The sequence below is a fragment of the Anaeromassilibacillus sp. SJQ-5 genome, from assembly GCF_054108045.1.
The window spans coordinates 918,479-931,995 of sequence record NZ_JBPJWQ010000001.1 but is presented as its reverse complement, the minus strand read 5'-3'; the positions used below and the strand labels follow the sequence as shown (position 1 = coordinate 931,995).

Here is a 13,517-nt window from a genome sequence, read left to right as displayed (position 1 = left end):
CCATTTGGGACGGCCGGCTTGGTTTTTAGTGTTGCACTTCGCCGTCGTCGGCGGAGTCGGGCAGGGCGGGTTCTTCCTCTTTCTTGGGGAAAACCGCGGGGATGGGGGTGGAATCGGCGGCCACGGTGCCATCCATGATGGCTTTGAACTGCTCGCCGTCCAGTTTTTCGTGCTGGAACAGGTAGCGGGCCACGGCGTGGAGCTTATCCATATGCTCGGACAGCTTCTTTTCCGTTTCGGCATAGCCGCCGGTGATGATGCGGTTAATCTCCTGGTCGATTTCGGCCGCCACTTCCTCGGAATAGTTGCGGGTATGACCGAAGTCGCGGCCCAGGAACACCTCACCGGAGTCGGAGGCGCCGAACACAATCGGGCCGAGCTTATCGCTCATGCCGTATTTGGTGACCATCTTGCGAGCCGTTTCGGTGGCGCGTTCAATGTCGTTGGAAGCGCCGGTGGAGATATCGTCCAGCACCAGTGCTTCAGCCACGCGGCCGCCCAGCAGCACCTGGATGTCCTCGAGCATCTCCTTCTTCGCCCGGTAGGAGCGATCGGCCTCGGGCAGGCTCATAGTATAGCCGCCGGCCATGCCACGGGGAATGACGGAAATCTGATGCACCGGATCCTGTGTCGGGCAGTAGTAGGTGACCACAGCGTGCCCGGCTTCATGGTAGGAGGTCAAGCGCTTTTCCTTGTCGCTGATGACATGGCTGCGCTTTTCGGTACCCATGACCACCTTGATGGTGGCTTCCTCGATTTCGGGCATGGTGATGGAGTGGAGGCCCTTGCGGGCGGCCAAGAGGGCCGCTTCGTTGAGCAGGTTTTCGAGATCGGCGCCGGTGAAGCCGGCGGTGGATTTCGCAATGGTGGACAGTTCCACGTCGGGGGCCAGGGGCTTGCCGCGGGCGTGAACCTTGAGGATTTCCTCACGGCCCTTGATGTCCGGGTAGTTGACCACAATCTGGCGGTCGAAACGGCCGGGACGCATGAGGGCGGGATCCAGGATATCCGGGCGGTTGGTGGCGGCGATCATGATGACGCCCTCGTTGGCGCCGAAGCCGTCCATTTCCACCAGCAGCTGGTTGAGCGTCTGCTCTCTTTCATCGTGACCGCCGCCCAAGCCGGCGCCGCGCTGGCGGCCGACGGCGTCGATCTCGTCGATGAAGATGATGCAGGGGGAATTCTTTTTCGCCTGGTCGAACAGGTCGCGGACGCGGGACGCACCGACGCCCACGTACATTTCCACGAAGTCGGAGCCGGAAATAGAGAAGAAGGGCACGCCCGCCTCCCCCGCCACGGCGCGGGCCAGCAGGGTTTTACCGGTGCCGGGAGGGCCCACGAGCAGGACGCCCTTGGGCACGCGGGCGCCCAGTTCCTTAAACTTCTTAGGAGATTTCAGGAAATCCACGATTTCCCGCAGTTCTTCCTTTTCCTCGTCGGCGCCGGCCACGTCGGCAAAGGTGGTTTTGCGCTTCTCGTCCACCGGCTGCTTGATACGGGCCTTGCCGAAGCCCATGGCCTTGCCGCCTCCGTCGATAGAGGACAGGCTGCGGCGCATCATGACCCACATGGCGATGAAAATCACCACGATGAGCAGAGACGGAATGAGATTGACAATCCAGGGCAGCTGGCTGACCGGCTTGTAATCGTAGGTGATTTTGGAATCCTTATTGGCGGGATCCCGATTGTATTCATTGACCATGTCGCCCACGTCGTTGACGAACAGGCTGACATCGGGCACGGTGTATTTCAGGACATAATCGCGCTCGTCGATTTTACCGTCCTTGTTGATGTCCTTGGTCCGGAAGGCTTCCCGCAGGGTGAGTTCCAGATTGCCGTTGCCCAAATCCAGGGTGTAGCTTTCCACCTGGTTATTCTCGAAATACGCCACGTAATCCGAGTATTTCACATTGGACGACGAGGTGCGTGGGTCGAGAAACAGCCAGAGAATCAGGAAAAACACCAGCGGAATGCCGATGAACAGGCCGACGTTCCGTATGATTTTTCCGAAATCGTTGTTATTGTTGGATTCCATAGAACCTCACTCCTTACCGGGCCGTGCGTCCCTTCCGGGAACGGCGCCGTTTGCTCTTATTGGTAAATCTCCGGCTTCAGCACGCCGATAAACGGCAGGTTCCGGTATTTTTCCGCGTAATCCAGGCCGTAGCCGACGATGAATTCATCAGGTACCACGGCCCCCACGTAGTCGGGCCGGATGTCCACCTTGCGGCGCTCCGGCTTGTCCAGCAGCGTGCACAGGCGGATGCTGCGCGGCTGACGGGCGGACAGATTTTTCAGCAGAAAGGACAGGGTGACGCCGGAATCGAGGATATCCTCCACCACCAGCACGTCCCTGCCCTCCAGGGTGGAATCCAGATCCTTGAGAATCCGCACCTCCCCGCTGGTCGTGGTGCCCGCGCCATAGCTGGACACCGAGAGAAAATCGATGGCGCAGGGCAGGTCGATGGCCCGCATCAAATCCGCCATAAAAATTAGGGATCCCTTCAGTACGCTGACCAAAAAGAGGTTCTTTCCTTGATAGTCCTCGGTGATGCGCCGGCCCATCGCCTGCACGATTTCCTGCAGCTTTTCCTCTGTATACAGGATTTCCGACACATCGTTGCGTATACTCACTCTTTCTATCCATCCCTTCGCCAAAATAACCCTGCGTGAGTGATTACCGGCCGTCCTCCACCGTTATTATCAAAAAACGGCGGGTGCTCTCGTCCGGTCGAACCCGTTCGTCGCAGCCGCAGCCATACGCCAGCAGAATGCCGGCACTGTCGCACAAAATCGGGATAGTATCCCGGATTTCTGGCGAAATTTTGGCTTCATTGAACAATTTTTTCAGGCTTTTTCCTCCCTGGCGACCCATCGGATGATAGGCGTCACCGGGCAGGCGCTGCCGCACCACGAGATCACCGCTTATCTTATCATAGTTCACCGTGTTTTTTAATAAGTTTTTGTGAATTTTCTTTTTCTTCTCATATTCCTCCAAAGAAACACAAGCAATTTGGTAGATTCTGCCGCAAATCTCACAACGCTCCCCCGGACGTATCGTCCACTCGAAATACGGAACAGCGGCGCGGGGCGCGGCGGGCCGGATTTGCAAGCGGCCGTCGGCCAGGAGGGCCGTCCGCCCGCCCGGCAGATTGACGCTGCCGCCGACGGTCAGCAGGGTATCCAAGGCGGCGGCGTGGCGCTCCTCCGCTTCCTCCCCAGCCAGGCGGCGAAGAGCCCGCAGGCGCAGGGCCTCATGGGCGGCGGCCAGCGGCGCCGGGTCGAAAACATCCTCCGCCAGCCGGGCCTCGTCCAACAGGGCGGCGGCCAGCGTCTCCAGGCAGTCGTCGTCCCGCCGGGCGGCGCGGGCCAGCCGGCCGGCGGCCTCCTCCAGCCGGGGATTCACCCGCCGCAGGGCGGGCACCGCCTCGTGGCGCAAGAGGTTGCGGCAGTAAGCGGTATCGAAATTCGTGCTGTCGGTGACGAAGGGGACGGCGTTCTCCCGGCAGTAGGCCTCGACCTCCTCCCGAGTCACATCCAGCAGGGGGCGGATCCGCCGGCCCAGGAGAGGACGGATCCCGCCGAGCCCCCTCACCCCGCTGCCCCGGGCCAGATGGAGCAGAAGGGTTTCCACATTGTCGCTCGCGGTGTGGGCCGTGGCGATCCGGTCGTAGCCTTCGCAGGCGCAAAGTTCGTTGAAAAAGGCATAGCGGATCCGGCGACCGGTTTCCTCCAGCCCTTCCCCCCGGGCAGCGGCCTCGGCAGCCACATCCGCCCGCATGACGTGAAGGGGCACGCTCCAGCGGGCGCACCATTCCCGCGCAAAGGCCTCGTCCCGCTCGGCCTCGTCCCCGCGCAGGCCGTGGTTCACGTGGGCAGCGGCCAGCCGCCAGCCATGGGCGGGGGCCAGCGCCCTCATAGCGTGGAGCAAGGCCATGGAATCAGCCCCGCCCGACAGGGCGATCAGCACGGCGGCGCCGTCCGGGATCAGCCTCTCCCGCCTCACGGCGGCGGCCACGGTATCCAGCAGCGGCATGGAAAGAACGCCTCCCTTCGCGTAGAGATATAAGATAAGTGAAATGCGGGCCCATCGGGCCCGCAAAAAATTTTCACGTTAGGTAATGGCCGAGCCGGTTAGACCGCGCAGGCGAGTAATTGCCGCGCCGGTAGGCAAGGCTGGAGGTAATTGCCGCGCCGGTAGGCAAGGCAATTACGCTTCGTTGCGATGCAGCTCCAGACCGCTGAACTGCGTAAACTCGCCCGACCAGGCCAGCTTGACCGTTCCCAGCTCACCGTGGCGGTTTTTCGCCACGATGACCTCGGAGGTGCCGGTTTCCACCGACGTGGGATCGTCCTTTTCATTCTTATAGTATTCCTCCCGATAGAGGAACAATACTTGATCCGCGTCCTGCTCGATGGAACCGGATTCGCGCAAGTCGGCCAGGGCGGGCCGGTGGTTGCCCTGCTTTTCCGTGCCGCGGGACAGCTGGGCGCAGATCATAACCGGCACGTCCAGCTCCTTGGCCATGATTTTCAGGCTGCGGGTGATGTCGGACACCTCTTGCACGCGGTTGTCCGTTTTTTTGGCGGACTGCATCAGCTGCAGGTAGTCCACCACCACAAAGCCCAAATCCTTCATCCGCCTGAGGCGGGCCTTCATCTCGGGCACAGTGATGCTGGCGGTATCGTCCAGGTAGATGGGGGCGCTGCACAGGCTGCTGGAGGCCATGGCGATCCGGCCCCATTCCTCCGGGGTCAGGTTGCCCACCCGCAGCTTTTTGCTGGATACCCGCGCTTCCGACGAAAGCAGGCGATTGACCATCTGCTCCCGCGACATTTCCAGGTTGAAGAACGCCACCGGGCGGTTGCTCTTAACCGCCACGTTGCGGGCGATGTTCAGCGCGAAGCTGGTCTTGCCCATGCCGGGGCGGGCGCCGACGATGATCATATCCGACCGGTTGAGGCCGGTGGTCAGCTCGTCGAGGGCGGCGATGCCGCTGGGAATGCCCACGAACTGATCCCGGTCGCTGGAGGCCAGCTTGGAGAACATCTCGTAGTTGCTGGCCAGCACGTCCCGGATATGCTCCAGGCCGCCCCGCTGCCGCCCCTGGCGGATTTCGTAAATCTTCTGCTCCGCCGCGTCCATGAGCAGGGACGGGTCGTTGCCCGGCTCCATGGCGTCGTCGATGATTTCCCGCGCGGCGTGGATGAGCGAGCGCACATCGTGCTTTTCCCGCACGATGCGGGCATAGTTGCCGATATTGGAAATGGAGGGGACGATTTGGGCCATCTTGAACAGATAGGCCTTTCCCTCCTCGCCGGAGAAAAAGCCCTCCGATTTCAGCGATTCCAGAACGGTGACGAAATCGATGGTCTGGGATTCCATCATCTTCTGGCTCATCACCCGGTAAATGGCCTGATGCTCGGGCAGATAAAAATAATCGGGGCGCAGGATATCCGCCACCTGGTTGATGCTTTCGGGATCCATCAGAATAGCGCCCAGAACCGCCTGCTCCGCCTCCAGGCTGTAGGGCAGGTTCAGCCCGTCGTTATACGCCGTTTGAGCCATCGGCCCCACATTCCTTTCCTAAACATCCCGGCAGTGATATTGGCGCTTAGCCTTCGCCGACCATGACCGTGATCTTGGCGCTGATGCCGGGATACAGTTTGACCTCGGCCTCGTAGCTGCCGAAGGCCTTCACGTCCGCCATGGAGATTTTCCGCTTGTCCACTTCCACCTGGAACTGGGCCTTGAGTCCCTCGGCCACCTCCTTGGTGGTGACCGAGCCGAACAGGCGGCCGGCGCTGCCCGCCTTGGCGGTCAGCTTGACCGTTTTACCCTTCAGGGCTTTGGCGGCCTCCTCGGCGTTCTGTTTTTCCATGGCCGCGTGGTGCCGGGCGGCCTCTTCTTTATTTTTCAGATCGTTCATGGCCTGGGCGTCGGCCTCCATGGCCAGCCCCCGGGGCAGCAGAAAATTGCGGGCGTATCCGTCCGATACATTGACCAGCTGGCCCTTTTTGCCCTGGCCCTTGACGTCTTCCTTCAAAATGACTTTCATAAGAGCGTGTACATCCTTTCCTCATATGGTATCGTTCTGCTGGAGCTGGGCGGCGAGAGAGCGCTCCCTGGCTTCCAGATGGCCATCGATGGCTTCCATCAGCCGCCGCTTGGCCTCTTCCATGGACGTGTGTTTCAGCAGGGCGCCGGCCATGGTCAGATGACCGCCGCCGCCCAAAGCCTCCATGACCAGCTGGACGTTGAAGTCCCCCATGGAACGGGCGGAAATATTCACGTCCTCCCCGTCCACAAACAGGGCGAAGGAGGCCTCCACCCCTTTGATGGAGAGCAGCTCGTCGGCCGCCTGGGCCGCCGCGATCCGCACCTCCGGCCCGCCTTCCTCATCGCTGGCGATGGCGGTATGGCGGTAAAGCTCCGCCCCGGCGACGATGGCGCTTTTCTTGCGGTAAGCCTCCATGCTGCCGGAGAACATCCGCTTGACCTCCACGGTGTCCGCCCCCTGCTTGCGCAGATAGGCGGCGGCCTCGAAGGTGCGCACCCCCGCCTTCATGACGAAGCTGCGGGTATCCAGCATGATGCCGGCCAGCAGGGCCTCGGCCTCCAGGCGGGTCAGGCTGCTGCCCGCCATGTACTGCACCAGCTCGGCCACCATTTCGGAGGCGGAGGAGGAATAGGGCTCGTGATAGAAAATCACGGCGTTGTCGATAAAGTCCACCATCTTGCGGTGGTGGTCGATGACCACCACGGTCTGGGCCGCCTGATACAGGGGCGGCCATTCCAGCATGTTGGGGTTATGGGTATCGGTGATAATCAGCAGGGTGCGCCGGGAGACCAGCAGCATGGCGTTGTCCGGCTCAAGAAACAAATCGCCCCGGCCGGCCTTGCCGTACCGCTCCAGCAGCTCGGGGGCCAGGGTGGTTTTCCGCTGGGTGACGACATTGGCGGGTTTGCCCATGGCGCGGACCGCGGCCGCCATGGCCACGGCGGATCCCAAGCAGTCCAAATCCGAGTACCGGTGGCCCATGACCAGCACGTTTTCCGCCGTCTGAATCAGCTCCGAGAGGGCGGAGGCCACGACGCGGGTGCGCACCTTGGTGCGCCGCTCCACCCCTTTGGAGGCACCGCCGTAGAAATCAAAGCCGTTCTTCGTCTTGATGGCGGCCTGATCGCCGCCCCGGCCCAAGGCCATTTCCAGGGCCTGGCGGGCCATTTCCTCGCTTTCCCGCAGGGTTTCGCCCCGGCCGACGCCGATGGACAGGGTGATCCCCGCCCGCTCGCCGGTCTGGATGGTGCGCACCCGATCGAGAATGTCGAATTTCCCTTCCAGGATCCCCTGGAGGTGCCGCTGCTCGATGACCACCATATACTTATCGGTGCCGCATTTGCGCAGGATGCCGGTGGTGGATCCGATCCAGTCCTCCAGCAGGGTTTCCACCTTACCGGACATCTGGGCCTTCTCGCTGTCCCGCACGTCCTGCATGATTTCCTCGAGGTTGTCTATGTAGACCACCATCACCGCCGGACGGCTGGCCGCGTATTCCTCCGCCGTTTCCTTCAGGCGGGTATCGTCCAGATAATAGAGCACGTACAGCTTGGAGTCCCGCATATTCACCTGGCTGAGGCTGACGGTATAGCGTTTTTTGCCCAAGCGGACATCCAGGGCCTTCTTTTTCTGCGCGTCCTCCAGCGAGCAGCCGCCGGTGATGACAGCGGCCGGCTCACCAAAGATTTCGGATCCTTCCAGCACCTGCTCCCGGAACAGCTCGTTATACCACACGATTTCCCCGGAAGCCCCGCACACCGCCACCGGCATGGGGAAAGCGGACAGGCTGTCCTGCTCTTCCTGGCTGAGATGGCGGGCGATGCGGGAGAGATACCGGGCGGTATCGTTGCGGATGCGGCGGGTGTTGATCAGCAGGAAAACCGTCAACACCGCCAGGGCGGCCGCTTCCCCGTAAAACAGGGGGCGGTTGTAGAAAAACGTGACGCCGATGGTAACGGCCAGCAGTACGCCGGCACCGATAAGGATCGGCAGCAGCAGGCTTTTTCTTCGATTGTTCATGCGCCACCCGCCTTTCCTAGATGGGGGTCCCAGCAGGGATACCCCGGCGGAAATTTCCGCCGGGGTTTGCCGGTTCAGATATCCATGATGATGGGGAGGATCATGGGACTTCTCTTGGTTTTCTGGAACAGCATCCGGGACAGTTCGTCCCGCACGCGGGTTTTCATGGTCGTCCAGTCATAGGCGTGGGTGCGCAGGCAGTCTTCCAGCACGGCCCGTGCCGCCACCCGCGCGTCGTCGATGAGCTTTTCCGATTCCCGCACGTAAACGAAGCCGCGGGAGACGATGTCGGGGCCGGACACCACCTGGCCGGTGGATGCGTCGATGGTGGCGACCACCACAATGAGGCCGTCCTCGGCCAGATGCTTGCGGTCGCGCAGCACAATGCTGCCCACGTCGCCGATGCCCAGGCCGTCCACCATCACCCGGCCGGCGGGGACGGCTCCGGTCACCTCCATCTTATCGGGGGTGATCTCCACCACCTTGCCGATATCGGTGATCAGGACGTTCTGGGGCGGCATGCCCATGGATTTTGCCAGATTGGCGTGCTTATGCAGATGCTTCTGTTCGCCGTGGACGGGGATGAAGAACTTCGGGCGGGTAAGGCCGTGGATGATCTTCAGTTCCTCCTGGCAGGCGTGGCCGGAAACATGGACGTCGTACATTTTCTCATACACCACGTCGCAGCCCCGCTTCATCAGCTCATTGACCACCTTGCCCACCGTTTTCTCGTTGCCGGGAATGGGGGTGGCGGAAATGATGATGTAATCGTCGGGGCCGACCTCCACCTTCCGATGCTCGGAATAGGCCATGCGGGTCAGGGCGGACATGGGCTCGCCCTGGCTGCCGGTGGTGATGATGGTCATTTTGTCCTTGGGATAGCGGTTGATGAGATCGATGTCGATGAGCACCCCGTCGGGCACGTGCAGATAGCCCAGCTCGGTGGCGATGGTGACGAAATTGATCATGCTGCGCCCGGAAACCGCGACCTTCCGGCCGTCCTTGACCGCCGCGTCCATAATCTGCTGGATGCGGTGCAGGTTGGAGGAGAAGGTGGCAATGATGATGCGCTTGTTCTCCGCCTTTTTGAACAGGTTGGCGAAGCTCTCCCCCACCACCCGCTCGCTGGGGGTGAAGCCGGGGCGTTCCGCGTTGGTAGAATCGGCCAGCAGGGCGAGAACCCCCTCGGTGCCCAGGGCGCCAAAGCGGGCCAGGTCGATCATGGGACCCATGATGGGGGTGCAGTCGATTTTGAAGTCGCCGGTATGCACCACGTAGCCGATGGGGGTTTTGATGCCCAGGGCCATGGCGTCCGGGATGGAGTGGTTGACCGGAATGAATTCCACCGACACCTTGCCGAACTGGACGACGCTGCCGGGCTCCACCACGTTGAGCTTCACCTTGCCGGACAGGCCGTGCTCCTTGAGCTTGGAATCCACCAGGGCCAGGGTCAGCTTGGCGCCGTAGACAGGCAGGTTGACCTGCTTGAGCAGGTAGGGCAGGGCGCCGATATGGTCCTCGTGGCCGTGGGTGATGACCACGCCTTTGATGCGATCCTTATTCTTCTCCACATAGGTGAAGTCGGGCAGGACGATGTCCACGCCCAGCATTTCGTCATCGGGGAACGCCATGCCGCAGTCGATGAGGAAGGCGTCGTCCCCGTATTCGAACAGGGTGATGTTCTTGCCGATTTCGTTCAGGCCGCCCAGGAAGGTCAGGCGCACCGGGGTGGCCGAGGCCTTCTTCTGCCGGGAATTCCGGCCGCGGGCGGGCTTGGGCGCCGCCGGGGCGCCGTTGGTGTTGGGATTGGGCAGGGACAGCACCGCCTTGTCCGCGGGCTTGCCGCTGCGCGCCGCCCCTTTTGGGGGGCGCGACGCCTGGGCTTCCTGCTGCGGCGCGGCGGCCTTGGGTGCCGCCTTTGGCGCGCGGGGAGCGCGGCGGGGACCCCTCTGTTTGCTGGCCGGTTTGGTTCCGCCGGCCGGGGTCTCGTTCTTGTTTTCAGTTGACACGAATAATATCCTCCGTTTCGGGAGCGGCGTCTCCGCGGGGAGAGGGCGCTCCTTCTCATGATGATGCGCGGACGCTGACGTCCCTCCGCGCGGTGTTGCTTCGGCTATGGTTGCCGTGGGAATCGAAGGAGCCTCCGGGCGGCTTTGCCTGCCGCGAAGAAATCCAAAGCCCCGCGTCACGCGGGGCTGTCCGTTGCGACACGGGCGGACCCGGCCGGGGCCATACCGCCCGCGGCTTGAGGCTTTCCGCCGTGTCCGAACACATTTCCTTGGTTTGCCATCCGATCTTTCTGCCGGAAAATCCGGCCTCGTCTTATCTATATTACCGGTTTTCCCGGTTGATGTCAAGCTGTCCGGAGGAATTCTGAGCGGAGAGGGCGCGCAGGCGTTCCTCCAGCCGGCCGCAGACCTCCTCCGCGATTTCAGCGCTGGAGGCCTCGGCCACCAGTACCAGATTCTTGCCCGCCTTGGTGGGCCGCACCAGGCCGGTGCCGCCCCGCAGGCGTACCCGGGCCCCCTCGGCCGGGGCGCCGTCGGAAGCGGCTTCGGGCGTTTCGTCCCGCAGCTGGCGCAGAATGCGGCCGGGGTTGCCCTCGCAGGGGATGGTGCGGGTGGTCACGGCGAAATCGGGCAGGCGGCCGAGCAGCTCGGCCAGGGTGACGTGATACTGCTTCATCCGGCTGAGGAGGCGCACGGCCTGCATCAGGCCGTCCCGCACCCAGGGCTGGTTAGCGGCCAGCCGCCGGGCCTCCCCGTCGCAGCCCTCCACCGGACAGGACAGGTAGCGGCGCACCTTGCGGCCGTAATGGGCCGCCATTTCTTCGATGGCCACCGGCGCGTCGTATGGCAGGGCGAGATCGCCGCCGTCCTCCAGCTCCAGCAGGCAGTTGACGCCCAGCACCCTCTCGGGCCAGACATATCCCGCCTCGGGATCGTAAATGGACAGCCGCCTCCCTCCGGCCCCCAGATGGAACCGGGGACCGCTTTCCGCCCCGCAGCCCAGGGTGGACAACACCTCGCCGAGCAGGCGCACCGGCTCGTAGTCGGATCCCCGCACCTCGGCCGACAGGCCGGACAGGCCGTCCGGCGCCATGGAAATGAGCTCCTGGCGGTACAACTGGCGCATGCCGGTCATATTGGTGGCCTCCCGGACGGTATCCCAGCCCACCCGGCTGAAATCGCCGCCGGTCAGGCGAGCTTCCACCGACCGCTCGGTATTGCGCGCGGCGGGCAGGCCCCCGGCACCCAGCAGGCGGACGGCCCCTTTCAGGCCGCCGCTGACGTAGACGCCGGTGCGGATAAGGCTGAAATTCACGAAATAGTCGAACTGGGGCTCGATGCAGGGGCCGAAGTCCCAGACCAGGCCCCCGACGGAGAGGATGCCGGCCGTCAAAGCCATTTTCATCACAGCGGCCGCTTTGTCGGAGCTGCAGCCCACGGCCACCTTTTCGCCCCGCACCTGGCTGCCGATGGCGGCACCCAGCCGGGCGCAGAATTCGGGGGTGAGCTCCACGCCCGTTTCGCCGCACAGGCCGCCGTCGTCGAACAGGCCGGGGGCCGGGCCGCCCTCCCGCAGGTTTTCCCGCAGGTGGGTGCCGGCCTCCACCTGCTTTTCGGGCCAGATTTTCACGTGGGGGCTGACGGCGGCGTGCTCGCCGATAACCGCGCCCTCTCCCACGGCGGCGCCTTCGAACAGGGCCGCGCCCCGGCGCACCGAGGCCCCGTGGCAGACCAAGGCGCCGGTCAAAGCCGCCCGGTCGCCGATATACACCCCATCCAGCAGGACGCTGCCCCGCACCTTGGCGTTGTTGCCGATGTGGCAGCCATCCCCCAGGACGGCGAAGGGGCCTATCTGGGCCGCCGCGCCGATTTGGACGTTTTTACCGATATAGACGGGCGGGATGAGGGTGTAGCCGCCCGCCGGCTCTTCGGCCATGCAGACGCCGTCCTTGACGGGCAGGTTGGTTTTCACCCTGCCCTCCAGAATATCCCGCTGGCAAGTCAGATACGTGGTCAAATCCCCGATGTCGCACCAATAATCCTTGGTTTCATAGGCGTACAGGGGCAGGCCGTCCCGCAGGAGCAGGGGAAACAAATCCTTGGCGAAGTCGAAATTGGTATCCGCCGGGATGGATTCCAGCGCCTCGGGGGACAGGATATAGATCCCGGTATTGGCCGCGTCGGTGGCCGCCTGGCCCCAGCCGGGCTTTTCCAGGAAGCCGGTGATCCGCCCCTCCCGGTCAAACTCGGCCAGTCCGTATTCCCGGGGATCGGCCACCCGGGTGACGATCAGGGTGGCGGCGGCGTGACGGCTTTTATGAAACGCGCAGGCTTCACTCAGGTCGATGTCGGTCAGGGCGTCGCCGCTGATGATCAGAACATCGTCATTGGCGCCGCCCCACTGGCTGTCCACCGCCAGGCGGACGCTGCCCGCCGTGCCCAGGGGCTTGTCCTCCTCGGAGAAAGACAGGCGCATCTGCCGGTAGCCGTCCCCGAAATGGGCGGTGATGGCCGACGGGATATACCGCATCGTCACCGCCGCGTCCAGGACGTCGTGCTCCTGGAGCAGGTCGAGGATGTATTCCAGCACCGGCCGGCCGCACAGGTGCGCCATGGGCTTGGGGCTGTCGCAGGTGAGGGGACGCAGGCGCGTGCCTTCCCCGCCCGCCATAATGACTGCTTTCATGAATGAAAAACCTCTCTTTTTGATGTCGTAGTCCTAGTATTGACGGAAAAAAGAGGGTTTATATAAGGCCTTTCAGGGAAATTGTAAAGGAACGTAGTCAAATGCCTGTAAATATGGTAAAATATCGGATAATTCCCGGAAGGAAGTGAGCAGCACTTGAGAGCAGACATCAAACTGGCTCTGAAACAGTTCCAAATTAAGACCTGGGGTAATCGCGGCCGGATAAAGAGCGTACAGCTGGAAATCCTGCCGGAGGAAATCGTTCATTATATCGCGCCGACCAATATCGTCATCCGGAAAAAGGAAAGCGCCGACGTGGTAAGAAGGCCGGGCATCCTACTTATCACAAATTTCCGCGTGTTATTTTATAATAGAATTTCAAATGAGATTTTCAAGGAGGAGTTCCCTCTTTTGGAAATTCAGGGAGTATCCGCCGACGCCGGTTGGTTTACCTCGTATGTGTCTTTTCTCACCCATACGAAAACGATTGACTTTCTGGTTCACTACAAAAAGGAGCGTTACCAGGCGATTGTCCGTGTATTGAACGAAGCTATAAAAACAGCCGTGAACCATTATAATGATAACACTCTCGTTTACAATCCGGACGATACCGTTACAGTCGTCACCTGCGCTGGGTGCGGCGCAACAAACATCTTACAAAAGAGCACCATTAAGCCGTGCGCCTATTGCGGCCGCAGTCTCAGCAGCGAATAGCTATAAAGTAGAAAGGACGGAAAAGCC

9 protein-coding genes are annotated in these 13,517 nt (G+C 62.1%); 1 reads left to right on the top strand and 8 read right to left on the bottom strand.

The window, feature by feature from the left end:
• Window positions 1–25: 25 nt before the first annotated feature.
• The 8 genes from ftsH to ACSAMM_RS03770 form a co-directional block, all read right to left on the bottom strand.
• The gene (gene ftsH, locus ACSAMM_RS03805; RefSeq protein WP_457789876.1) at window positions 26–2,035 is read right to left on the bottom strand and encodes an ATP-dependent zinc metalloprotease FtsH; all 2,010 of its coding nucleotides are present in this window, start codon (window positions 2,033–2,035) and stop codon (window positions 26–28) included.
• 56 nt (window positions 2,036–2,091) lie between these two features.
• Window positions 2,092–2,628, bottom strand: a complete 537-nt coding sequence (hpt, locus tag ACSAMM_RS03800; RefSeq protein WP_178724613.1) for a hypoxanthine phosphoribosyltransferase — start codon at window positions 2,626–2,628, stop codon at window positions 2,092–2,094.
• 49 nt (window positions 2,629–2,677) lie between these two features.
• Complete coding sequence (gene tilS, locus ACSAMM_RS03795) at window positions 2,678–4,036, bottom strand: tRNA lysidine(34) synthetase TilS (protein ID WP_457789874.1); 1,359 nt, start codon at window positions 4,034–4,036, stop codon at window positions 2,678–2,680.
• Between the two features lie 174 nt (window positions 4,037–4,210).
• The gene (gene dnaB, locus ACSAMM_RS03790) at window positions 4,211–5,569 is read right to left on the bottom strand and encodes a replicative DNA helicase (protein WP_457789872.1); all 1,359 of its coding nucleotides are present in this window, start codon (window positions 5,567–5,569) and stop codon (window positions 4,211–4,213) included.
• A gap of 46 nt (window positions 5,570–5,615) precedes the next feature.
• Window positions 5,616–6,059, bottom strand: a complete 444-nt coding sequence (rplI, locus tag ACSAMM_RS03785) for a 50S ribosomal protein L9 (RefSeq protein ID WP_178721597.1) — start codon at window positions 6,057–6,059, stop codon at window positions 5,616–5,618.
• Window positions 6,060–6,080: 21 nt separating this feature from the next.
• Entirely contained in the window at window positions 6,081–8,081 is a 2,001-nt protein-coding gene (locus ACSAMM_RS03780; RefSeq protein ID WP_457789870.1) for a DHH family phosphoesterase, read from the bottom strand.
• Window positions 8,082–8,155: 74 nt separating this feature from the next.
• The gene (locus tag ACSAMM_RS03775; protein ID WP_457789868.1) at window positions 8,156–10,090 is read right to left on the bottom strand and encodes a ribonuclease J; all 1,935 of its coding nucleotides are present in this window, start codon (window positions 10,088–10,090) and stop codon (window positions 8,156–8,158) included.
• Between the two features lie 322 nt (window positions 10,091–10,412).
• Entirely contained in the window at window positions 10,413–12,776 is a 2,364-nt protein-coding gene (locus ACSAMM_RS03770; protein WP_457789866.1) for a sugar phosphate nucleotidyltransferase, read from the bottom strand.
• A 156-nt stretch (window positions 12,777–12,932) separates the two neighbouring features.
• Here ACSAMM_RS03770 and ACSAMM_RS03765 point away from each other — a divergent pair, with 156 nt between their 5' ends.
• Entirely contained in the window at window positions 12,933–13,490 is a 558-nt protein-coding gene (locus tag ACSAMM_RS03765) for a PH domain-containing protein (RefSeq protein ID WP_178721535.1), read from the top strand.
• The last annotated feature ends 27 nt before the right edge of the window (window positions 13,491–13,517 follow it).

What these genes read in the sequence shown, in the direction of transcription:
- ftsH (WP_457789876.1), bottom strand. Translation starts at nt 2,035, where the DNA reads ATGGAATCCAACAATAACAACGATTTCGGAAAAATCATACGGAACGTC.
- tilS (WP_457789874.1), bottom strand. Translation starts at nt 4,036, where the DNA reads ATGCCGCTGCTGGATACCGTGGCCGCCGCCGTGAGGCGGGAGAGGCTG.
- dnaB (WP_457789872.1), bottom strand. Translation starts at nt 5,569, where the DNA reads ATGGCTCAAACGGCGTATAACGACGGGCTGAACCTGCCCTACAGCCTG.
- rplI (WP_178721597.1), bottom strand. Translation starts at nt 6,059, where the DNA reads ATGAAAGTCATTTTGAAGGAAGACGTCAAGGGCCAGGGCAAAAAGGGC.
- ACSAMM_RS03780 (WP_457789870.1), bottom strand. Translation starts at nt 8,081, where the DNA reads ATGAACAATCGAAGAAAAAGCCTGCTGCTGCCGATCCTTATCGGTGCC.
- ACSAMM_RS03770 (WP_457789866.1), bottom strand. Translation starts at nt 12,776, where the DNA reads ATGAAAGCAGTCATTATGGCGGGCGGGGAAGGCACGCGCCTGCGTCCC.